This window comes from Nocardia sp. NPDC052001 (assembly GCF_040680615.1).
GTDB lineage: Bacteria > Actinomycetota > Actinomycetes > Mycobacteriales > Mycobacteriaceae > Nocardia.
This window is the reverse complement of sequence record NZ_JBFAXC010000001.1, coordinates 255,193-275,242: the sequence shown is the minus strand read 5'-3', so window position 1 is coordinate 275,242 and position 20,050 is coordinate 255,193. Positions and strand designations below refer to the sequence as shown.

19 protein-coding genes, 2 tRNA genes and 1 pseudogene are annotated in these 20,050 nt (G+C 66.0%); 15 read left to right on the top strand and 7 right to left on the bottom strand.

What is annotated here, in order from left to right:
• The first annotated feature begins 60 nt into the window (after nucleotides 1–60).
• From orn to AB0L82_RS01250, 5 genes and pseudogenes are all read left to right on the top strand, one after another.
• The gene (gene orn / locus AB0L82_RS01270; protein ID WP_364629206.1) at nucleotides 61–678 is read left to right on the top strand and encodes an oligoribonuclease; all 618 of its coding nucleotides are present in this window, start codon (nucleotides 61–63) and stop codon (nucleotides 676–678) included.
• 66 nt (nucleotides 679–744) lie between these two features.
• Nucleotides 745–817, top strand: a tRNA-His gene (locus tag AB0L82_RS01265).
• Between the two features lie 324 nt (nucleotides 818–1,141).
• Nucleotides 1,142–1,714, top strand: a complete 573-nt coding sequence (locus AB0L82_RS01260; RefSeq protein WP_364629203.1) for a type IV toxin-antitoxin system AbiEi family antitoxin — start codon at nucleotides 1,142–1,144, stop codon at nucleotides 1,712–1,714.
• A pseudogene (locus AB0L82_RS01255) lies at nucleotides 1,704–2,036 on the top strand (nucleotidyl transferase AbiEii/AbiGii toxin family protein); the annotation flags it as partial. The gene AB0L82_RS01260 and the pseudogene AB0L82_RS01255, both read left to right, overlap by 11 nt.
• Before the next feature lie 31 nt (nucleotides 2,037–2,067).
• Nucleotides 2,068–2,451: a nucleotidyl transferase AbiEii/AbiGii toxin family protein gene (locus AB0L82_RS01250; RefSeq protein ID WP_364629200.1), complete on the top strand. Its 384-nt coding sequence runs from the start codon at nucleotides 2,068–2,070 to the stop codon at nucleotides 2,449–2,451.
• 271 nt (nucleotides 2,452–2,722) lie between these two features.
• Here AB0L82_RS01250 and AB0L82_RS01245 read toward each other — a convergent pair whose 3' ends face one another.
• Nucleotides 2,723–2,989: a helix-turn-helix domain-containing protein gene (locus AB0L82_RS01245; RefSeq protein WP_364629197.1), complete on the bottom strand. Its 267-nt coding sequence runs from the start codon at nucleotides 2,987–2,989 to the stop codon at nucleotides 2,723–2,725.
• Nucleotides 2,990–3,052: 63 nt separating this feature from the next.
• The gene (locus AB0L82_RS01240) at nucleotides 3,053–3,763 is read right to left on the bottom strand and encodes a GNAT family N-acetyltransferase (RefSeq protein WP_364632707.1); all 711 of its coding nucleotides are present in this window, start codon (nucleotides 3,761–3,763) and stop codon (nucleotides 3,053–3,055) included.
• Nucleotides 3,764–3,951: 188 nt separating this feature from the next.
• Between AB0L82_RS01240 and AB0L82_RS01235 the strand changes: the two genes are divergently transcribed.
• The 6 genes from AB0L82_RS01235 to AB0L82_RS01210 all read left to right on the top strand — a co-directional run bounded on the left by AB0L82_RS01235 (nucleotide 3,952) and on the right by AB0L82_RS01210 (nucleotide 12,148).
• A complete protein-coding gene (locus AB0L82_RS01235; protein WP_364629194.1) occupies nucleotides 3,952–4,494 on the top strand; it encodes a hypothetical protein in 543 nt (180 codons plus the stop codon).
• 102 nt (nucleotides 4,495–4,596) lie between these two features.
• Nucleotides 4,597–5,082 (top strand): Lrp/AsnC family transcriptional regulator, encoded by a 486-nt coding sequence (locus AB0L82_RS01230; RefSeq protein WP_364629191.1) that lies wholly within the window; start codon nucleotides 4,597–4,599, stop codon nucleotides 5,080–5,082.
• A 199-nt stretch (nucleotides 5,083–5,281) separates the two neighbouring features.
• Nucleotides 5,282–8,752, top strand: a complete 3,471-nt coding sequence (locus AB0L82_RS01225; RefSeq protein WP_364629188.1) for an indolepyruvate ferredoxin oxidoreductase family protein — start codon at nucleotides 5,282–5,284, stop codon at nucleotides 8,750–8,752.
• Nucleotides 8,753–9,010: 258 nt separating this feature from the next.
• Nucleotides 9,011–10,081, top strand: coding sequence for a Glu/Leu/Phe/Val dehydrogenase dimerization domain-containing protein (locus AB0L82_RS01220; RefSeq protein ID WP_364629185.1), 1,071 nt, complete (start codon nucleotides 9,011–9,013; stop codon nucleotides 10,079–10,081).
• Nucleotides 10,082–10,115: 34 nt separating this feature from the next.
• Nucleotides 10,116–11,606, top strand: a complete 1,491-nt coding sequence (locus AB0L82_RS01215) for an amino acid permease (RefSeq protein WP_364629182.1) — start codon at nucleotides 10,116–10,118, stop codon at nucleotides 11,604–11,606.
• A gap of 167 nt (nucleotides 11,607–11,773) precedes the next feature.
• Nucleotides 11,774–12,148, top strand: coding sequence for a YbjQ family protein (locus tag AB0L82_RS01210; protein WP_364629179.1), 375 nt, complete (start codon nucleotides 11,774–11,776; stop codon nucleotides 12,146–12,148).
• Nucleotides 12,149–12,246: 98 nt separating this feature from the next.
• On the opposite strand, the gene AB0L82_RS01205 is transcribed toward AB0L82_RS01210, so the two are convergent.
• Nucleotides 12,247–12,900: a TetR/AcrR family transcriptional regulator C-terminal domain-containing protein gene (locus AB0L82_RS01205; RefSeq protein ID WP_364629176.1), complete on the bottom strand. Its 654-nt coding sequence runs from the start codon at nucleotides 12,898–12,900 to the stop codon at nucleotides 12,247–12,249.
• A 70-nt stretch (nucleotides 12,901–12,970) separates the two neighbouring features.
• Between AB0L82_RS01205 and AB0L82_RS01200 the strand changes: the two genes are divergently transcribed.
• From AB0L82_RS01200 to AB0L82_RS01190, 3 genes are all read left to right on the top strand, one after another.
• The gene (locus AB0L82_RS01200; protein ID WP_364629173.1) at nucleotides 12,971–14,449 is read left to right on the top strand and encodes an FAD-dependent monooxygenase; all 1,479 of its coding nucleotides are present in this window, start codon (nucleotides 12,971–12,973) and stop codon (nucleotides 14,447–14,449) included.
• A 115-nt stretch (nucleotides 14,450–14,564) separates the two neighbouring features.
• Nucleotides 14,565–15,209 (top strand): cyclase family protein, encoded by a 645-nt coding sequence (locus tag AB0L82_RS01195; RefSeq protein ID WP_364629170.1) that lies wholly within the window; start codon nucleotides 14,565–14,567, stop codon nucleotides 15,207–15,209.
• 84 nt (nucleotides 15,210–15,293) lie between these two features.
• Nucleotides 15,294–15,710: a hypothetical protein gene (locus tag AB0L82_RS01190; RefSeq protein WP_364629167.1), complete on the top strand. Its 417-nt coding sequence runs from the start codon at nucleotides 15,294–15,296 to the stop codon at nucleotides 15,708–15,710.
• 82 nt (nucleotides 15,711–15,792) lie between these two features.
• Here AB0L82_RS01190 and AB0L82_RS01185 read toward each other — a convergent pair whose 3' ends face one another.
• Entirely contained in the window at nucleotides 15,793–17,004 is a 1,212-nt protein-coding gene (locus AB0L82_RS01185; RefSeq protein WP_364629164.1) for an Ig-like domain-containing protein, read from the bottom strand.
• A 342-nt stretch (nucleotides 17,005–17,346) separates the two neighbouring features.
• On the opposite strand from AB0L82_RS01185, the gene AB0L82_RS01180 reads away from it, so the two are divergent.
• Nucleotides 17,347–17,422, top strand: a tRNA-Lys gene (locus AB0L82_RS01180).
• A gap of 102 nt (nucleotides 17,423–17,524) precedes the next feature.
• Here AB0L82_RS01180 and AB0L82_RS01175 read toward each other — a convergent pair.
• The 3 genes from AB0L82_RS01175 to AB0L82_RS01165 all read right to left on the bottom strand — a co-directional run bounded on the left by AB0L82_RS01175 (nucleotide 17,525) and on the right by AB0L82_RS01165 (nucleotide 20,036).
• Entirely contained in the window at nucleotides 17,525–19,252 is a 1,728-nt protein-coding gene (locus AB0L82_RS01175; protein ID WP_364629162.1) for a glycosyl transferase, read from the bottom strand.
• Nucleotides 19,253–19,485: 233 nt separating this feature from the next.
• Nucleotides 19,486–19,608: a hypothetical protein gene (locus AB0L82_RS01170; RefSeq protein ID WP_364629159.1), complete on the bottom strand. Its 123-nt coding sequence runs from the start codon at nucleotides 19,606–19,608 to the stop codon at nucleotides 19,486–19,488.
• The gene (locus AB0L82_RS01165; RefSeq protein ID WP_364629157.1) at nucleotides 19,608–20,036 is read right to left on the bottom strand and encodes a hypothetical protein; all 429 of its coding nucleotides are present in this window, start codon (nucleotides 20,034–20,036) and stop codon (nucleotides 19,608–19,610) included. The genes AB0L82_RS01170 and AB0L82_RS01165 overlap by 1 nt, the downstream gene beginning before the upstream one ends.
• Between the last annotated feature and the right edge of the window lie 14 nt (nucleotides 20,037–20,050).

Sequence of the window (20,050 nt, the reverse complement as noted above, 5' to 3'; positions counted from 1 at the left end):
CCGGACCCGACGCGGCCGGGCGCGGGGGCCGCCGACCGGGAAACGACTAACGTGTCCCGAGTGTCAGACAAAGTGGTGTGGATTGATTGCGAGATGACGGGCCTACGCCTGGACAGCGACAAGCTGATCGAGGTGGCCGCACTCGTGACGGACAGTGATCTCAATATTCTCGGCGAGGGCGTGGACATCGTCATTCACGCCGATGACGCGGCCTTGGCGGCCATGCCGCCGGTGGTCACCGAGATGCACGCGCGCTCCGGACTCACCGAAGAGGTCCGCCGCTCCACCGTGACCCTGGCCGAGGCCGAGCAGCAGATCATGGACTACATCAAGCAGTACGTGCCCGCACCGCGCACGGTACCGCTGGCCGGTAACTCCATCGCCACCGATCGCGGCTTCCTGGCCCGCGATATGCCCATCCTCGACGCCCACCTGCACTACCGCATGATCGATGTCAGCTCCATCAAGGAATTGGCGCGCCGCTGGTACCCGCGCATCTACTTCGGCCAGCCGGAGAAGGGCCTGGCCCACCGCGCCCTGGCCGATATCCAGGAATCCATCCGCGAACTGCAGTACTACCGCCGCACCGCCTTCGTCGCCCCGCCCGGACCCTCGACCGCCGAGATCGCCGTCGTAGCGGCCGAACTCAGCCGGAAACCGACCGGAAATACCGCTTAACCAGCCGATTAGGTACTCAGCGGCGGATCGCGATACGATCTACCGCGCCGGAAACAACCGGCAATGGTGACCGTAGTTCAGTTGGTAGAGCACCAGGTTGTGATCCTGGCTGTCGCGGGTTCGAGTCCCGTCGGTCACCCGAGAAGGCCCAGGTCGGAGAAATTTCTCCGACCTGGGCCTTTTGCTTACTCGAACTCTTTCCAACTTCTCACCAACTTCTGAAGCCATTTCTTCCAACCTCCTCATGCGACGTAGGCGTTGAGCACCGTTCGAGCATGCGGATGATCTCCGGCCGAGTAGCTAGCAAGATGAAACCTAGGGGCAGTAGTATGCATTTTATTGGGTTATAGCCAAAGAAATGCATACTGTTTGAAGGATGGTGTTAGCGGTGATCGAACGACACAGCACCTTGCTACCGAGCCGACTCTGGCGGGCACCGCTGAGAACAGTGCGACCGCAGGACTTGACCGAAATCTATGCACAGCCGGGGCCCGAGGTCGCGCGACTGGTGGATCGGGGCGTGCTGCACCGTGTCGCTCACGGTTACTACATCATCATCCCGCCGGACTACATCGGCCGTACTTGGCTGCCCGGCTTAGAGGCAGCGGCCGCAGGTATCGCGTCCTCGATTTACGGGGCGGATCATGCTGTCGTCATGGGCATCAGCGCGGCGCGCGTGCTTGGAGCGATACCCCGCGCGCTGGCGACAGCAGTAATCGCGGTTCCGACTCAACACCGACCGATCGCGCTGACCGACCGACCCGCACACGTTCGGTTCGTTCGCCGCGATACCGAGGTTCTCGACGCCGAGCGCGTCGAGTCGCCGCTGGGCCCGATGCTGGTCACCACGCCGGAACAGACCGTCCTCGATCTCGCCCGGCGCCCGGAACTGGGCAATGCCGGAACAGAGGTTCATGCGGCCATCACCGCGCTTTACCGCCGAAGCGATTCGACGAGACTTACACAGCTCGCGGCCGATCAGCGCCTGCGCTCGGCGCTTCGTCGCGCAGAAGACTGGGTGGGGAATGAACGATGAACATGACAGTGTCGCAGCTCAATTCGGCGTATCTCCAGAGCAGGTCGAGCGCGACCATCTAATCTCCCACCTACTCGCCGCAATCGGCCGCCGCTTCGGTGACCGACTGCATTTCATCGGCGGAACCGCGCTCGCCCGTACACATTTGGCCAGCGGCAGGCTCAGCGAGGACATCGATCTGGTCGCGTTGGAGAATCGAACAGTCCTAGCGACCGAGCTCGATGTCGAGCTGCCGCGTGCGGTCGCACGTAGCTATGGTCGGCTGGAATGGGTGCCGCCACTCAGCGACGTCCCGGATACCGGTGCCGCCAGTCTTCGCACTGCATCTGGCATATCGGTAAAAGTTCAGTTTGTTGTCCGCACGCGGCCGGGCCCTGTGGCCCACCGAACTTCGCAGTCTCGAACAGCGCTATGGCGACGTGCCAGCGGCCGAACTGTTTGTGCCCACGCTGCCGGCCTTCGTCGCCGGAAAGACCGCGACGTGGCACGACCGCCGTGCGTCCCGCGATCTCTGGGATCTGTGGGCGCTGAACAACATCGGCGCGATCGACGATGACGCGGGCGCACTGTATCGCCGGTACGGCCCTACCAACCGGCTCCCCAGCCCCGAACTGTTCGATCGCGCACCAGCCGAAGTCGACTGGAACTCGCAACTAGCCGGGCAAACCCGGCTGAACATCACCGCAGAGGAAGCGCTTGCCGCGGTTCGGAGCGCCTGGGCACGTATCGCCGAGTAGGCACGCCGGCATTGCGATGGCCCGAACAACCTTTCCAACTCATTTCCAATTTCTGAGCACGGACACCGCAGGACGATCGAGGACCGACCGGGACGCGGACCATCACAGATATTCGCCATGGAACTGCGGTTTTCTCGCTATCCGGGGCTGCCCGAGGATGCGTCAGGACCCCCAGAAATCCTGCGATCTTGTGCCTGGCTGTCGCGGGTTCGAATCCCGTCGGTCACCCAACAGCTCAGGCCCGAGGTATACCTCGGGCCTGAGCTGTTTTTCATGGCACGGCGATACCGAGCGTGGCCGCGACGCGGGCCAGCACCGTGCCCGGCATGGGCAGCCCGGATTCGATGGCGTCGATCTCGGCGCGCGACAGCGCGGCCCGCCGGGCCAGGGACGGCACCGACCAGCCTCGGGATGCGCGGGCCGTGCGCACGGCGACCCCGAAATCGTGAGCGAATTGAATGCGGTCGAGCTCGATCCGGTGCCGCGCGGGTAGGTGGACTGCGGCGGAGCGCCGGTCGGATCCGTCTCGGGTGACCATCGATTGCGACTTTAAGGGACGTTTCAGGCGGAGTGACCGAACTGCGCCGCAATCGATTGCGCGCTAGTCCGGAGCCTGCACCAAAGTCAGCTGTCCGCGCTTGCGCAGGGTGAAGCCGAGGGTTTCGTACAGGCTGATCGCGGTGGTGTTGTGCGCGACCGCGTGCAGGAACGGGATTTCACCGCGCTCGCGGATACCCGCGCCGACCGCGCGCACCAGACGCGAAGCCAGACCGCGGCCGCGGAATTCGGCATCGGTGCAGACGGCGCTGATCTCGGTCCAGCCCGGCGGATGCATGCGCTCGCCCGCCATGGCTACCAGGCGGCCGTCCACCCGCAGGCCGAGATAGGTGCCCATCTCGATGGTCCGGGGTGCGAACGGCCCGGGTTCGGTGCGGGCGATCAGCGCCAGCATCTCGGGTACGTCGGCGGGCGTGAGGATGTCGAGTTCGGGATCGTGCGCGACGCGCAGGCCCGAACCGTCCATCTGCACCGAATCCAGCACCTGATGCACGATCCAGCCGGGCGGCAGTTCATGGCCGAGGCCGCGCAGGGCGGTGCCGCCGCCGGGGCCGAGCACGGTGGCCAGATCGGCCCAGTCCTGCTCGTCCAGCTCGGGCGGATGGCCGATGAAGCGCGCGACCTCCGGGTCGTAGCGGCCGATTCGCCCCACCCAGGTGGCGAATCGGGCGTGTACGCCGCGCAGCGACGCCCGCACCGGATCGTCGAGTGGATGCAGCGAGGTGTCTACATCGATGGCTGTCCCGTTGCTGATCTGCACAACGCCATTCAATCCGGTTCGCCCGCAACGTATTTCCAACCGCTCGAGCTGATTGCAATCCTTGACGCTCACAAGATCGGAAAACCATCGACAGCTAACCCTCCGCAAGCGCATAATCGACAGACATCCGGTGCCGTTCGTCGGGGGAACAGCAAAGGAAAACCCGGACGGATGGAAAGACAATGTTCATCAAGAAATTGGTGGCCACAGCGGTTCTCGCGATCGCAGCCACCGTAACCACCATGGCGACGGCACACGGGGAAGCCGGTCTCGCCGATATCACCCTCAGCGGCGTGGACGGCCAGGTCGGCTACACCACAACCCTCGCCGCCGATCATTCGAACGCCCTCGTCACCCTCGCCTCCGGCCACTTCGTGCTGACCCCGGACGCGGTACAGGTGGTCGCGGACGACGGCACGATCGTCGGCGCCATACCGACGACCCTGCAGACGGATGTGGGTCAATCCCTCTCCGTCACACCGACTCTGGCCAGTGCCACGGAATTGACCCTCACCCCGGTGGGCGGTCCGACAGCCGCGGCGACCAGTAGCCAGGGTCTGCCCTTCGTGCACACCGTCGATGCCAATGGCGGCGCGATACTGGCCGGGGCAGCGGTCGGCTGTCTGGTCGGCATTGTGATCGGCATCTGGTTCTTCCTGGTCGGAGCCATTGTCGGCTGTGCCATCGGTGCCGCTATCGGCGGCTTCATCGGAGCGGTGTCGTAACCGGCCCGCCCGGAACAGCACGGGGGCCGCGTATCCGTTCCCCTACGCGGCCGCATTCCCGGCACACCCGAGTTGGCCGCCTCCGCCATGCGAAAATGCGGCATGACCATCAAGATCGACGCACTCGATGCCGCACTGCTGGCGGAGCTGGCGGCCGATCCGCGAGCGCCGATCCTGGAATTGGCGCAGCGGTTGCAGATCGCGCGAAATACGGTGCAGGCGCGGATGAAACGGCTGGAGGCATCGGGGGCGGTGCGCGGCTATCCGCCATCGGTGGATCTGCAGGCGATCGGCTTCGCGGTGCACGCGTTCCTCGGGGTGGAACTGGATCAGAACAAGATCGACGGGATTGTCGAGGCGCTGCGCGAATTCCCCAATGTGCTCGAGGTGCACGCCACCACGGGGCGTTCGGATCTGCTGGTGCGGATCGCGGCGCAGTCGCAGCAGGATCTGCTGGGGATCATTCAGCGCGTGCACGCCATTCACGGGGTGCGGCATACCGAGACCATGCTGGCGCTCGCCACCCCGATCGAGTACCGGTCACTGCCGCTCGTCGAGCATCTGACAAAACCGACTAACCCGACATGATGTGACCCGGGTCTCCCCTCGCTCGAGCAGAATGTTGTACGCGCAGAAGTGCCGCAGATCACTTTTGAGCAGTCTGATCAACTTTTTGCCCTTCTGTTGACACAGATCACCCCTTAACGGCAGATTTCGCAGCACCGATTGCTTAGTCCCTGTCGTTTGCAGCTCACGATCTGGGCTGTGGAAAGAGTGGTGACCGTTCATGACCAGCGTTGCCTGCCCCTCATCGCAGCAGGCCGAACCGGCCGCCCCGTACGACCTCGCCGACCGCTATCGCTCCGGCGCCGGACCGGTCCTGTTGACCGGCGTGCAGGCCATCGCACGGTTACTGGTGGAACAGCATGTGCGCGATATCCGCGCCGGCCGCCGAGTCGCCACCTTCGTCTCCGGATATCAGGGCAGCCCGCTGGGCGGGGTCGACAAAATGCTGCTCGGCATGCCGAATGTGCTGTCCGAGCACGACATCACCTTCGTACCCGGACTCAATGAGGAACTCGCCGCCACCTCGGTGTGGGGCAGTCAAGCCGATCTGCCCGCCGGGCGCGCCACCCACGACGGGGTCATCGGAGTCTGGTACGGCAAGGGCCCCGGCGTGGATCGCGCCACCGATGCCATCCGGCACGCGAATATGTACGGGGTCAACGCCCGCGGCGGCGTACTGCTGCTGGTCGGCGATGATCCGGCCTCGAAATCCTCCACCGTGCCCGCCGTGAGCGAGCGCTCGCTGGCCGCCATGGGTGTGCCGGTGCTGTTCCCGCGCAATGCGGAAGAGATCATCACCATGGGTATGGCCGGGGTCGCGCTGTCGCGGGCTTCGGGCTGCGTGGTGGCCATGAAGATCGTCGCCGATGTCGCGGACGGGGCCTGGACGGTAGATGCCACGGTCGCGGATCTACCCCTCACGATTCCCGAAGTGCAGTGGGAGGGGAAGCCTTTCGTCTATCGGCAGCGGCCGATGGCGGCTCCGGCGGACAGCGTGCTGGCCGAGGCGGATCTGTACGGGCCGCGCTGGGCCACGGTGCGGGAGTTCGGGGCGCTCAATGATCTCGATGTCATCGAGGTGAATCCGGCGGACGCCAAGATCGGCATCGCCGCCACCGGCACCACCTTCGACGCGGTGCGGCAGGCGCTGCTGGATCTGGGCGTCGACGAGGCGGTCCTGCATCGCGCCGGGATTCGACTACTGCGCATCGGTATGCCGTATCCCGTTGGGGCACAGCAGGTCACCGCGTTCGCCAGGGGGCTCGAGCAGGTGATCGTGGTGGAGGACAAGACCGCGTTCATCGAGACGCAGATTCGCGAGATCCTGTACGGCACGGCCGATGCGCCGCGCATTCTGGGCAAGCTGGATGAGCGCGGTACGCCGCTCATGCCCGCCGACGGCGAACTGACCCCGGGGCGACTCCTCGCTCCGCTGCGCCGGGTGCTGCGCGCACACGTCGAGCTGAAAAGGGCTGCCCCGCCCGCACTTTCGCTGGAGGTGCTGTCCACCAAGCGCACCGCGTACTTCTGCTCCGGCTGCCCGCACAATCGCTCCACCGCGATTCCGGAGGGTTCGATCGGTGGCGGCGGTATCGGCTGCCACACCCTGGTGACCATGTCCGGCCGCGGCGACAGCGCCGTCACCGGACTCACCCAGATGGGTGGTGAGGGCAGTCAGTGGATCGGCCAGGCGCCGTTCACCGATGTGCCGCATCTGTTCCAGAACATCGGGGACGGCACGTTCTTCCACTCCGGGCAGCTGGCCGTGCAGGCGTGCGTGGCGGCGGGGGTGAACATCACCTACAAACTGCTCTACAACGAGGTCGTGGCCATGACCGGCGCGCAGGACGCCATCGGCATCCTGTCGGTGGCGCAGCTGACGCATAAGCTCACCACCGAGGGCGTCAAGCAGATCATCATCTGCGCCGATGAACCCAAGCGGCACAATCGGCGCGCACTGGCCAAGGGCACGCTGCTGTGGCATCGCGACCGGCTGGACGAGGCGCAGCGGGCGCTGCGCGAGATCGAAGGCGTCACCGTGCTGATCTACGACCAGCACTGCGCCGCCGACGCGCGACGGCAGCGCAAGCGCGGCACGCTGCCGGTGCGCAATACCCGCGTGGTGATCAACGAGGCGGTCTGCGAGGGCTGCGGTGATTGCGGTGTGAAGTCCAATTGCCTTTCGGTGCAACCGGTCGAGACGGAATTCGGGCGCAAGACGCGGATCGATCAGACCTCCTGCAATACCGATTACAGCTGCCTGGACGGGGACTGCCCGTCGTTCGTGACGGTCGAGGTGGTTCCGGATGCCAAGGGGCGCAAGAAGTCCCGTAAGCGCGCCGAGCCGCCGGTGGTGGCCGATCCCGGACTGGACGCGCCGGTGGGCACGCAGAATGTGCTGCTCGCCGGGATCGGCGGTACCGGCATCGTCACGGTCAACCAGGTACTGGCCACGGCCGCACTGCGAGCCGGGTACGAGGTCGAGAGCCTGGATCAGATCGGATTGAGCCAGAAGGCCGGACCGGTCGTATCGCATCTGCGGTTCTCGACCACGACGCTGGAGCCGTCGAACCGGCTCACCCCGGGCAGCGCGGACTGCGTCATCGCCATCGATCTGCTGACGGCCGCCGATCCGAAGAACCTCCAGTACGGAAATCCCTCCGGCACAGTGGCGATCGCCTCCACCAGCCGTACGCCCACCGGTGACATGGTGTACGACAAGTCGGTCAGCTATCCGGAAACGCCGCAACTGCTGGATCGACTTGCCGCGGTGTCGGATTCGCTGAGCCATTTCGACGCGTTGGCAGCGGCCGAGAAGCTCTTCGGCAATACCGCCGCCGCGAATTTCCTGATGGTCGGCGCGGCCTTCCAGACCGGCGGACTCCGGTTGCCCGCCGCGGCGATCGAGGAGGCCATCGGCATCAACGGTGTCGCGGTGGGGGCCAATATCGCCGCCTTCCGCTGGGGCCGGGTCGCGATCGCGGATCCCGCCGCCTTCGCCGCCGCGGTCGAACCGATTGCGCCGCAGCGCGCCCCGGCCGCGCTCCCGCCGGAACTGCTGGCCGGAACCGGCTTCGAGGGTGAGGTGCGCCGACTGGTGGAACTGCGCGCCGCCGAATTGGTGCGCTACCAGAACATCAAGGTCGCCCGCCGCTATGTGGACACGGTCCAATCCGTGTGGGCGGCAGAACGATCCGTCACCGAGCGCACCGAGTTCAGCGCGGCCGTGGCCCGCGGCCTGCACAAGTTCACCGCCTACAAGGACGAGTACGAGGTGGCCCGCCTGCTGGTGGATCCCGCCTTCCTGGCGCAGGTGAGCGAACAGGTGCCCGACGGCGAGAACCTCACCTACAAACTGCATCCGCCGATCCTGCGCGCGATGGGCCGCAAGAAGAAGATCGGCCTCGGCCCCAAATCCCATGTGGCGCTGAAGCTTCTCGCCAAGGGGAAGTCGCTGCGCGGGACCCGCCTGGACCCCTTCGGATACGCTCACGTCCGAAAGGTGGAGCGCGAGTTGCTCGCCCACTACACCGCCCTCGTGCAGCGCCTCGCCACCACCCTGACCCCCGACACCTACGACACCGCCACCGCGGCCGCCACCCTCCCCGACCTGGTCCGCGGCTACGAGGACGTCAAACTCGCCAACGTCGACCTGTACTGGTCCGGCCTGCGCGACCTGGGCCTCGACTGACATCCGCCGCGTGAGGTTTCCGCACCGCGAGTGTGGATCCCGGCCAAGACCATGCCGGGATGACGGTGCGGAATGCCACTGACATGGCGAGCCGCCCCCACCAACCTCCGCACAGACTCTGTCTCGTCATCCCGGCGTGCTTTCGGCCGGGATCCACACCGGTACCGCCACACCCGGCGTGAACCGGTATGCCGCCACAAGCGGCACCACCCCCGCCGCCACCATGCGGCATGCAGAGAGGAATCGATTGTGACCGCAATGCACACCGAGACAGGCGTTTTCGGCCGTTCGCAGGAACTGAGCTCGCGACGCCATGAACAGGTCGTGTTCTGCGAGGACGATAAGAGCGGGTTGAAGGCGATCATCGCGATCCATTCGACCGCGCTGGGGCCCGCGCTCGGCGGCACCCGTTTCTACCCGTACGCGAGCGAATCGGCGGCGCTGGAGGATGTGCTGCGGCTGTCCTGGGGCATGACGTACAAGGCCGCGGCGGCCGGGGTGAATCTGGGCGGCGGCAAGGCCGTCATCATCGGCGATCCGGCGACCATGAAGACCGAGGAACTGCTGGCCGCGTACGCGCGGTTCGTCAATACCCTTGGCGGCCGATACATCACGGCGGGCGATGTCGGCACCAATACCGATGATTTGGATGTCATCGGTAAGCACACCGCGTTCGTGACCGGCCGCAGCACCGCAGCGGGCGGCTCCGGTGACAGTGCCCGGCTGACCGCGCTCGGCGTCTTCCACGCCATGCGCGCCGGAGCCGAATCCGTCTGGGGCGCACCGTCGATGGCCGGTCGCACGGTCGGCGTCGAAGGCGTCGGCAAGGTGGGCGGCGAGCTCATCGCCATGCTGCTCGCCGACGGCGCGGAGGTATGCGCCACCGATGTGAATGACGCGGCCCTACAGCGTATTTCGCGGCAGCACCCGTCGGTTCGCCTGCTGAGCACCGTCGCCACCGCACCCGTGGACATCTACGCCCCGTGCGCCCTCGGCGGCATTCTCACCGCGACCACCGCCGAAACCATCGAAGCGAAACTGGTGTGCGGCGCGGCCAACAACCAGCTCGCGACCCCCGAGGTGGAGCGGTCGCTGAACGAGCGCGGTATCACCTGGGTCCCCGATTTCGTCGCCAACGCCGGCGGCCTCATGCAGGTGGCGGGCGAATTGCGCGCCGCCGATCCCGTCGCCATCGAATCCGATGTGACGGCCATCTACGACCGCTGCCGCGACATCATCACGGCGGCACAGGCTTCCGGCATCGGCACCGGGGCGGCGGCGAATCGTTTCGCCGAGCGCCGGCTCGACGCCATCCCGCGGACCATCTGACCGCGACGCCGGAGTTTCAAGGAGGAGACCAGAAGTGGCGATCACCAGCGGGTTATTCCGCACCAAATCAGTGGAACAGTCGATCCGGGACACCGATGACCCGGATGCCAAGCTACGCAAGGATCTAACGGCCAAGGACCTCACCGTCTTCGGCGTCGCGGTCGTCATCGGCGCGGGCATCTTCACCCTCACCGCTCGCACGGCGGGCACGGTGGCCGGGCCATCGGTATCGCTGGCGTTCGTCTTCGCGGCGATCGCGTGCGGGCTGACCGCGCTCTGCTACGCCGAATTCGCCTCGACCGTACCGGTGGCGGGCAGTGCGTACACCTTCGCGTACGCGACCTTCGGCGAGATCATCGCGTGGATCATCGGCTGGGATCTGATTCTGGAATTCGCGCTCGCGGTCTCCGTGGTGGCCAAGGGCTGGTCCCAGTATCTCGGTGAGGTACTGGGTTCCCGCCCGCCCATCCTCGAACTCGGTTCGATCCATTTCGATTGGGGCGCTGTGCTTATCATCGCCGTGGTCGGGGTGCTGCTGGCGACCGGCACCAAACTCTCCTCGCGGGTGTCGGCCATCGCGGTCGGGATCAAACTGGCGGTGATCGCGCTGGTGCTGGTGGTCGGCGCGACCTATTTCAAGGCGTCCAATCTCACCCCGTACATTCCGCCGTCGCAGCCCTCGGAGAAGGCGGGCGGGGTGCATCAGTCGCTGTTCAGCTTCCTGACCGGTTCCGGCGGAACGAGTTTCGGCTGGTACGGCCTGCTGGCCGCGGCCAGCCTGGTGTTCTTCGCCTTCATCGGATTCGATGTGGTGGCCACCACCGCCGAGGAGGTGCGCGATCCGCAGCGCAATGTGCCGCGCGGCATCTTCGGTTCGCTCGCGATCGTCACCGTGCTCTACGTCGCGGTCTCGCTGGTGCTGACCGGTATGGTCCCGTACACCGCGCTGGCCAATGGAAATGCCACCCTGGCAACGGCTTTCGCCTTGCACGGGGATATGTGGGTGAAGAACATCATCTCCATCGGCGCGCTCGCGGGCCTGTCCACGGTGGTGATGGTGATGTTCCTGGGTCAGACCCGGGTGCTGTTCGCCATGGCCCGGGACGGCCTGCTGCCGCGCGGTCTGGCGCGCACCGGTAAGCACGGCACGCCCGTGCGCCTGACGGTCATCGTCGGCATCGTCTGCGCCCTGCTCGCGGGTTTCGTGGATTTCGGCACGCTCGAGGAGATGGTGAATATCGGCACGCTGGTCGCCTTCGTGCTGGTGTCGATCGGCGTCCCGATCCTGCGCCGCACCCGCCCGGATCTGCCGCGCGGCTTCCGCGTCCCCTTCGTTCCGGTCGTCCCGATCCTGGCGGCGCTGGCATGCCTGTGGCTCATGCTCAACCTCTCCATCGAGACCTGGCTGCGTTTCGTGGTCTGGATGGCGCTGGGCGTGATCGTCTACTTCGCCTACAGCCGCAAGCATTCGGTGCTGCGGCGGCAGAGCGCGCAGGACGAGCCGGAAGCCTCGCCCGTCAGCTGACCAAGGGTGCGAATCATCCTGATGAGGGGGGTGATTCGCACTTTCGCGCTACTCGGGGATGACCCGATTCGGGACCTGAGACCGATCGGCTCGGGACCTGCGGGCGATGTCGAGCGCACCCCCGATTACCGAGGATCGAGGGGTACGCATCGACGAGAGGAAACGCCATGAGCGTCAACGAGGATCACACCACCGGCCGCATCGGCACGGACCACGTCATCGTCAGCACCATGAATGATCTGCCCGGCTACCAGGTGACCGAGGTGCTCGGCGATGTCTTCGGCCTCACCGTGCGCAGCCGCCACCTCGGCTCACAGCTGGGCGCGGGCCTGAAGTCCATGTTCGGCGGTGAACTCAAGGGTATGACCAAGATGCTGTCCGACAGCCGCGAGGAGGCCCGGCAGCGTCTCGTCGAGCACGCGCTGGAGCTCGGCGCGGACGCCGTACTGGCAATGCGTTTCGACGCCAACGATTTCGCCGATATCGGCCAGGAGATCTGCGCCTACGGCACGGCGGTCCGCATACGCGCCGACAAGCTGTAATCGAATTCCACAGTCCCGCAAACGGTCAGCCGCGATCCCGTCGGATCGCGGCTGAATCCCGTCTCCGGAACAGTCGTTTTCACGGTCGGGCGCGCCCGCTACTCCGGCGCGGCCTCGATTCCGGCGAGTATGACGCGGAGTCCGGTGAGATATTCCACATCGGGGTCGACGGCCGCGAAACCCGCGATCATGCGAGCGGTGCGCGGATAGCGGCCGGAATCGACGGCCTGCTCCAGCTGTCCCGCCGCATAAGGGTTTTCGGCGTATTCCACCCCCGTCCGCGCCTGCTCCTCGATGACGAATCCGGTGGTGTAGTGCAGCAGGATGGGGAAGACGCGTTCGGCCGAATCCCGGGCCAGTCCGGCGTCCTCCAGCGTGCGCAGGGTCAATTCCACCGTGCGCCACATGGCTTCGTCATCGATGAAGGTGCCCGCGGAGACGCGCGCGCCGTCCGGGTAGCGCAGCATGGACTGCCGCAGCCGCTGCGCGAGTTCGATGAGCCAGTCCCGCCAGTCCACCCCCTGGCGCGGCGCTTCCAGCCCCTCCACGGCGGCCACGAAGATGTGCTGGGCCATGGCGTCCAGCAGTTCGCGTTTGTTCTTGACATGCCAATACAGCGCGGGCGCTTGCACATTCAGCGCGGCGGCGACCTTGCGCATGGTCAGTCCGTCGAGCCCGGCCTCGTCCAGCAGCTCGAGGGCGGCCCGGGCGATGGCCTTGGTATCGAGCTTCACAGCCGGTTTCTCGCTCACCCTTGACACCTTAACAGCGTTCTGGTCTCCTTAACGACGTTAAGGGTTTAACGTTGTTAAGGAGATTGTCATGGAGACCACGGACGTCGTCATCGCCGGTAGCGGACCGACCGGGCTCATGCTCGCGAGCGAACTGCGCCTGGCCGGAGTCCGGGTGGCCCTGGTCGACGGACTCCCCGCCCGCACCGGCGAATCGCGGGCCGGTGGCATCCACGCCCGCAGCATGGAGATCCTGGATCAGCGCGGCCTGCTCGACCGGCTGCTCCCGCAGGGCCGCCGCATGCAGGCCGGTCACTTCGGCGGACTGCCGCTGGACTTCAGTGACTTCGATACCGAGCACCCGTACATGCTGGCCATCCTGCAATCGGTGATGGAACGCGAACTTCAAGGCCGCGCAACCGAATTGGGCGTCGATACGGCGTGGAATTCACCCGTCACCGGCTTCTCGCAGGATGATTCGGGCGTGCGGGTCGAGCTCGGTGGCGCACATCCGCGCACCGTGCGCGCCGCCTATCTGGTCGGCTGCGACGGTGGCCGCAGTTCGGTCCGAAAGCTCGCCGGTATCGGCTTTCCAGGCACCGATGCCACCGCCACCGGCATGCTCGCGGATGTCGAACTCGCCGATCCGCCCGCGGCGCCGTTCTTCGGCCGCCGCGGCGCCGCGGGCGACTACTCCGCCATCCAGTTCGAGCCCGGCTGGTACCGGCTCATCGTGCAGCGCCACGATCTGGTGCTGCCGCGCGGCACCGAATTGACCTTCGAGGATTTCCGCGCCCACTTCACCGAACTCGCGGGCACCGACTTCGGTATGCACAGCCCGCGCTGGGTCACCCACTACGGCGACTCCGCCCGCCAGGCCGAGCGCTACCGGACCGGCCGGGTCTTCCTCGCGGGCGATGCCGCGCATATTCACTATCCGGCGGGCGGGCAGGGCCAGAACCTCGGGATCCAGGACGCGGTCAACCTCGGCTGGAAACTCGCGGCCGCCGTGCACGGCACCGCTCCCGAATCCCTGCTGGACACCTATGAATCCGAGCGCCACCCCATCGCCGCCCGCGTCCTGCACAACACCCGCGCGCAAACCGCGCTCATGCGCCCGGGCACACATTCCGACGCGCTGCGCGATGTCATGAGCGAACTCATCGCCACCGATCCAATCCGGCATCGCCTCGGTCTGGAGATCACCGCCTTGGATATCCGGTACGACACCAAATGTGAGCACCCGCTGGCGGGCCGCCGCGTCCCCGACGCGATCCTGCGCACCGCCACCGGCACCTCCCGCGTCTACGAACTGCTACGCCGGGCTCACCCAATCCTGCTGCTGCTCAACGAGACCGAGGCTCCCGCGGGCCCCGAATGGAGTGCTCGAGTGGACATCGTCACCGCCCACACCCCGGGGACGCCGTGGCGTGTTCCCGGGGTCGGCCCGATCCCGGTCCCCGCCGCGATCCTGATCCGCCCGGACGGCTACGCGGCCTGGGCAACCGATGAACCCGGGCTGCCGGGACTCGGCGAGGCCCTCGACGACTGGTCCGGCGCTGCCGCGTGAGCCTGGAGTTCCAAGTCCGGCGAGTAGCCGGTTCCAAACCTGGTGAGTCTCCGGTTTCAAGGCCCCGAAGCCTCAGGTTCTAGGCTGCCCGCGCCTCGGGTTCTAGGCTGAGCGCGTGCGCATCATCGACCTGTCGGTCCCGTTGCGGACCGCAATGCCCGTGTATCCCGGCGATCCCGAGGTGAGCATTCGCCCGGCGCTGACCGTCGCCGTCGACGGGGTGAATGTGCTGCACGTGGATATGGGCTCGCAGACCGGGACGCATGTGGACGCGCCGATGCATATCGACGACACCCTGCCCGCGCTGGACGCGCTGCCGCTGGAGCAGTTCCTCGGACCGGCGGTGGTGGTGGACGCGCGGGGCCTGGGGCCGCGCACGGCGATCGGCCGCGAGTACTTCGAGGGCAAGATCGGCGCGGGACAGATCGTGCTGGTCGCCACCGGCTGGTCCGAGCACTGGGGAACACCCGATTACCTGGCCCATCCGTATCTGGATTCGGCGGCCGCGGCCTATCTGGTCGAGTCCGGGATTCGGACCGTCGGGATCGATACGCTGAGTGTGGATCCGACTCCGGCGCAAGACATTCCGTCACATAGGATCCTGTGCGGCGCGCACGCTGTGATCGCCGAGAATCTCACCGCGCTGGACCGGGTGCTGAGCGAACAGCAGCTGGGTCATCGCGTGGAGGTATCCCTACTCCCCCTGAACCTGCCCGGCGCGGACGGAGCGCCCGTGCGAGCGATCGCTCGCATCGGGTGAGATACCCATTCCGATTGTGACTGAAACAGCACTGGACCTGATTTTGTGGCGCATACCACTTGATCTTCGTAGACTGCTTCTCACATGGGGGAGGTCGGGGCCCCCGACCCAGGCTCGATCAAGGAAGACCATTACGTGAAGCGTTGTACCGTAACAACTCTGCTGGCCACGGCGGCGATTCTGAGCGCCGCTCCCGCGGTCGCCTCTGCGGAGATCACTCTCACCGACGCCTCGAGCAAGACTCAGAGCGACGATCCCATGCAGGCAGAGGTCACCGGCTCCGCCTCCGGATCGGCCAAGACCGGCAGCTCGGGCGGGCTCGCGACGACCGGCTCCACCGGCACCGGATCGTTCGGCCTGCCGAATCTGGACAAGATGCTGCTGGGCGATTACAAGACGCTGTGCGCGGTCACCGGTAGCGCGTCCACCGTGCTGGGACAGGCCGGTTTCGGCTGCGACAGCTTGAACGGCAAGGGCAGTCTCGGACTGCCGACCCTGTAGGAGACTTTCGGGGGCGGGCACGATCGAGCAATGCGAAGGGGCTCCGGCTTATCCAGCCGGAGCCCCTTCGCATGTCTGCGGATCAGCGGTTGTCGTCGGCGTTGCCGGCCTTCCACTGCGTCCACGGGATATTCCAGTCGCCCAGACCGTCCACACCGGACAGCGTGCCACCGACGGTGTTCTTCACGATGGTGATGTCACCGCGCTTGGAGTTCTCGTACACCCAGCGGGCGTCGGCGGGGCTCAGGTTCAGGCAGCCGTGGCTGGTGTTGCTGTAGCCCTGCTGGCCGACCGACCACGGTGCGGAGTGGAAGAAGATGCCGGAGTAGGAGATTCGGGTCGCCCAGTCCACCGGAGTCTTGTAGCCCGCGGGTGAGTTGACCGCCACACCGTAGGTGGAGGAATCCATGATGATCTTGTCGAAGCGGTCGCCGACGATGTAGATGCCGTTATCGGTAGGGGTGGAGTCCTTGCCCATCGAGGTCGGCATGGTCTTGACCACCTGGCCGTTCTTCTCGACGGTCACCATCTTGGTGTTGTCGTCGGCGGAGAAGATCGTCGCCTCGCCGATGGTGAAGCTCGAGGTGATGTCGGTATCACCGACCAGGCCGTTGCCCAGATCCTTGCCGTAGACGTTCACGGCGATATCGACCTTGGTGCCGGGTGCCCAGTAATGCTCGGGCCGCCACCGCACTTCGCGGTTGTTCACCCAGTAGAAGGCGCCCTCCACCGCGGGGGTCGTGGTGATTTTGATCGCATTCTGGGCGGCCTTGCGGTCCGGGATGTTCTCGTCGAACTGCACGGCGACCGGCTGGCCGATGCCGACCACTTCGTTCTCGGCGGGCAGCAGGTACGGGTGGGTGCGGTTATTCGGCGAGATGGTGCTGAAACTCATGGTCGAGGTGCTCGCACCGCCCAGGCCGATGGCCTCCACGGCCAGCTTGTAGGTGCGCGCGAAGCCCAACTGCTCGGTCAGCTTCCAGGACAGGCCGTCCTTGGCGAGTTCACCGCCGACCGCCTTGCCCTCGGGATTGGTGAGCGTCACATTGGTGAGCTTGCCGTCCTGCACCTGCAGCACCAGCGGATCGCCGGGCGAGACGCCCTTCTGCCCATCCTTGATGGGCGAGACCAGCTTCGGCTTCACCAATTCGCTGACCGGATTGGAATCGATTGCGACAGAGGAGGAATCCTTCGACGAACTCCCCGAAGAGCACCCCACCAGCGCAAGCGCCAGCACGGACAGCACGGCTACGGATCCCCGCCACCGCGTCGAACGGCCCTGACCATTGCTCATTACAACCCCACTCCATGTCTCGGTGCGTGTGTCGGCCCGGAGATTTCGCCCCGACCACGCCTGCTCGACCACCACGCCCACGGGGTTCGGCCGAGACCACGCCCCGACCATTCTGCCAGGCCGTACGCCCTCACCACACGCCGATACCGCACCCCCGCTAGGGCTCGACCGGTTCATCCGTACCAACCCCCAATTCGTTAACACCCACCCGCAAGATCGCCCCCTCTCCCAAAAACCCAGCTCAACGTACCGATTTCACTTTCTGCCACACCTCCTGTTAATGTTTCTTCCGCACCGCAGAGAGGCCAACCGGACAGGAAAGCTTCAAAGCAGAGCAAACACGCGCCATTAGCTCAATTGGCAGAGCAGCTGACTCTTAATCAGCGGGTTCGGGGTTCGAGTCCCTGATGGCGCACCACAAGATGGCCCCGACGGGTAACGGTCGGGGCCATCTTTCGTTGGTGCCGAACCTGTTCCCCGCCAATCACTTTCGGTGTCGAGGTGATTGGCGGGGGCCGGGTCAGAGCAGGGGGCGGACGTCCCAGAGCCAGACGCCGTCGACCTGTTGGGCGGGGAAGCCCAGGAGTTGGTCGATGGCGCTGCGGAGGGCGTCGGTGTTGGTGGTGGGTGGGAGGACCACCACGTCGGCGTGCCAGAAGCGCAGGTCCGCCAGGGCTTGGTCGCGGGCGGGCTGGTCGATTGCCGGGATGGTGCCGAACATGCGGATCAGGGTGAGCATGTTGCCGGTGGGGCGGGTGACGGGGCCGTAGTGGGCCGACTTGTCCGTGCCGGGGCCGACGTAGTAGCCGCCGACCAGGGGGAAGGTGAAGTCGGAGTCGAGTTGCCAGCGCAGGGCGACGGCGTCGACGGGGGTGGGCGGGGGCACGATCACCACGGAACCGTCCGAGATGTACCGGCGCACAGAGCCATCGGTGAAGAAAGCGGGGGTGGCTGTGCGTTCCACCACCGGCAGCATGGTCGGGGTGATGGGTAGCAGGGCGCAGGCCAGGGCGGTGAACCAGGCTAGGGGCTGCCACCGGGTGGTGGCGGTGCGCCGGTGATCGATCGCACGCTGGGTGCCCAGGGTCAGGATGATCGCGATCGGCGGGATGGCGGCCATGGCGAAGCGGGATTCGATCATTCCGTTGAACGGTGGAATCCAGCCGAAGACGAACCACGGCATGGGCACCCCGGTGAAGAAGCCGCCGATGAACAGCACGATGCCCAGGGATAGGGCGATGAACACGACGATGACGGTCAGGGCCGCTCGCACGATGCGCTCGTGCCGCAGGAAGTACGCGGTGATCGCACCGAGCAGCAGCAGCGGCCAGCCGAAGTAGGTGTTGTGCTCGGTCGGGTTGATGCTCACATCGGGTCCGAAGGAGAAGGTCCCGCCCGCCGAGAACGAGGAGAACTGGAACAGCGTCAGCAGGTCGTTGCCGACGCGGCCGTGGCCGACGAAACCATAGGATTGCGTGCCGAGGAACTGCCACCACAGCGGAATCGTGGTGAGCGTCAAGGTGATCAGCGCCGCGAGCAGCACCGGCCGGGCGATGGTGCGCAACGTGGCCACGATGGCGCGGCGGGTGCGCAGGTAGGCCAGTCCGAAGACCGCGAAGCTCAACGCGAACAGCAGCAGCGGTTCCTCACCCAGCGCGATCTGCATGGCGACCAGCAGACCCAGCGCGATGGAATCACGCGGTCGCGGTGCCGTGCCGTGCTCCGGGGCGTCGTTCACCCGCCGCGCCATCCGGATGACCCGCATGGCGATGAACGGAAGCAGGACCAGCACAACGTAATTCGGGTGGCCGTTGGTGTGCGAGATCATGGCGGGCGCGAACCCGCAGAACGCACCGCCGACGGCCGCGGCGAACTTCGATGTCACCAGCTCACGCGAGAACACCAGATACCAGGCGAACGCGGTACCGGACAGCCCCAGGGTGAGCGCCAGCGCGAAAGTGACGGTCGGCCCGAACAGCAGCGTGACGGGCGTGAGCGGTATGCCGAACCCGTACATGAGGGTGTTGGCCATCAGGTTCACGCCGTCGGGGAAATTCTGCATCGACGTGCTGAACGGATTCTCGAAGTTGGTGATCTTGTGCGCCGTCAGCGCGAAGAACCATTCGTACAGGGTTTGGTCCTGATCGCTCTTGATCAGATACCCGCTGCGCGGATGCGCCCACAGCCGAGACAATACGAGCACCGCCAGCGACAGATAGCCGCCGGCGACGATGAGATCGATTCGCACCGAGCGGATTCGCCGCCCGAGCGAGGTGAAGCGACCACCCCCGGGGTGATTTCCGTCCGGTGTCGACCGGTCCGGAACCACCCCCTCCGATCGGTCCCCCACGGTCCGTTCGGTTACCCACCCCAGTGCCACGCGTCAACTCCTCTGAACATCACGATGAACAGGCGTTGACGGTACCCGGGCTCGACCGAGCTCGTGCTGTCGAGCGGTGTGCGCCCGGGTTCCGTTCCCCGTCAGCCGAGTTCGCGCGCGGAGGGTCCGCGGCCGTGTAGTACCGCGGTCTCGGACCAGATCAGCATGGCGATCGGGCCGCAGACGAAAAGGGTTGCGATCGTGGGGTATTCGGTGTGCGACATCACGCGGCCCGCAGTGGGGTGGCGAAGGACTTGCGTAGCGAGGACGGGCCGATCAGGGGTAGGAGTGCCGCCAGCAGCTTGCCTTTCAATGCCTTTGGGGTCCGGGTCAATTCGACGTCGACGCGGCTGCCGGAGAGCTCGGGGGTGATGTGGAAGATCCAGCCGCCGCCCGCGCCGAAGAGTTTGGAATCCAGGGTGGTGATGGTGACGGTGTCGCCCGCCGGATCCCACTGATAGCGGGCGCGCTCCCAGGCGGCGGCGGTGCCCTCGGTGACCTCGGCCCAATCATCGCCGCGGGCGTGGACGACGAAATGCTCGGCGTCGATGGTCGGCCATGCCTCGGGACGGGTGGGCCCGAAGTCGGTCAGCACGTGCAGGACTTCGGCGGGAGACAGCGTGGACATGAGGTGAAAACGAACGGTAGCCATGGAATGACCTTGGC

Bases quoted from the DNA above. Each gene is read 5' to 3' on its own strand.
- AB0L82_RS01210 (WP_364629179.1), top strand. From the start codon at position 11,774: ATGAGCGTCAACGAGGATCACACCACCGGCCGCATCGGCACGGACCAC.
- AB0L82_RS01230 (WP_364629191.1), top strand. From the start codon at position 4,597: ATGACCATCAAGATCGACGCACTCGATGCCGCACTGCTGGCGGAGCTG.
- AB0L82_RS01225 (WP_364629188.1), top strand. From the start codon at position 5,282: ATGACCAGCGTTGCCTGCCCCTCATCGCAGCAGGCCGAACCGGCCGCC.
- AB0L82_RS01245 (WP_364629197.1), bottom strand. From the start codon at position 2,989: ATGGTCACCCGAGACGGATCCGACCGGCGCTCCGCCGCAGTCCACCTA.
- AB0L82_RS01200 (WP_364629173.1), top strand. From the start codon at position 12,971: ATGGAGACCACGGACGTCGTCATCGCCGGTAGCGGACCGACCGGGCTC.
- AB0L82_RS01220 (WP_364629185.1), top strand. From the start codon at position 9,011: ATGCACACCGAGACAGGCGTTTTCGGCCGTTCGCAGGAACTGAGCTCG.
- AB0L82_RS01170 (WP_364629159.1), bottom strand. From the start codon at position 19,608: ATGTCGCACACCGAATACCCCACGATCGCAACCCTTTTCGTCTGCGGC.
- AB0L82_RS01165 (WP_364629157.1), bottom strand. From the start codon at position 20,036: ATGGCTACCGTTCGTTTTCACCTCATGTCCACGCTGTCTCCCGCCGAA.
- AB0L82_RS01185 (WP_364629164.1), bottom strand. From the start codon at position 17,004: ATGAGCAATGGTCAGGGCCGTTCGACGCGGTGGCGGGGATCCGTAGCC.
- AB0L82_RS01235 (WP_364629194.1), top strand. From the start codon at position 3,952: ATGTTCATCAAGAAATTGGTGGCCACAGCGGTTCTCGCGATCGCAGCC.
- AB0L82_RS01190 (WP_364629167.1), top strand. From the start codon at position 15,294: ATGGGGGAGGTCGGGGCCCCCGACCCAGGCTCGATCAAGGAAGACCAT.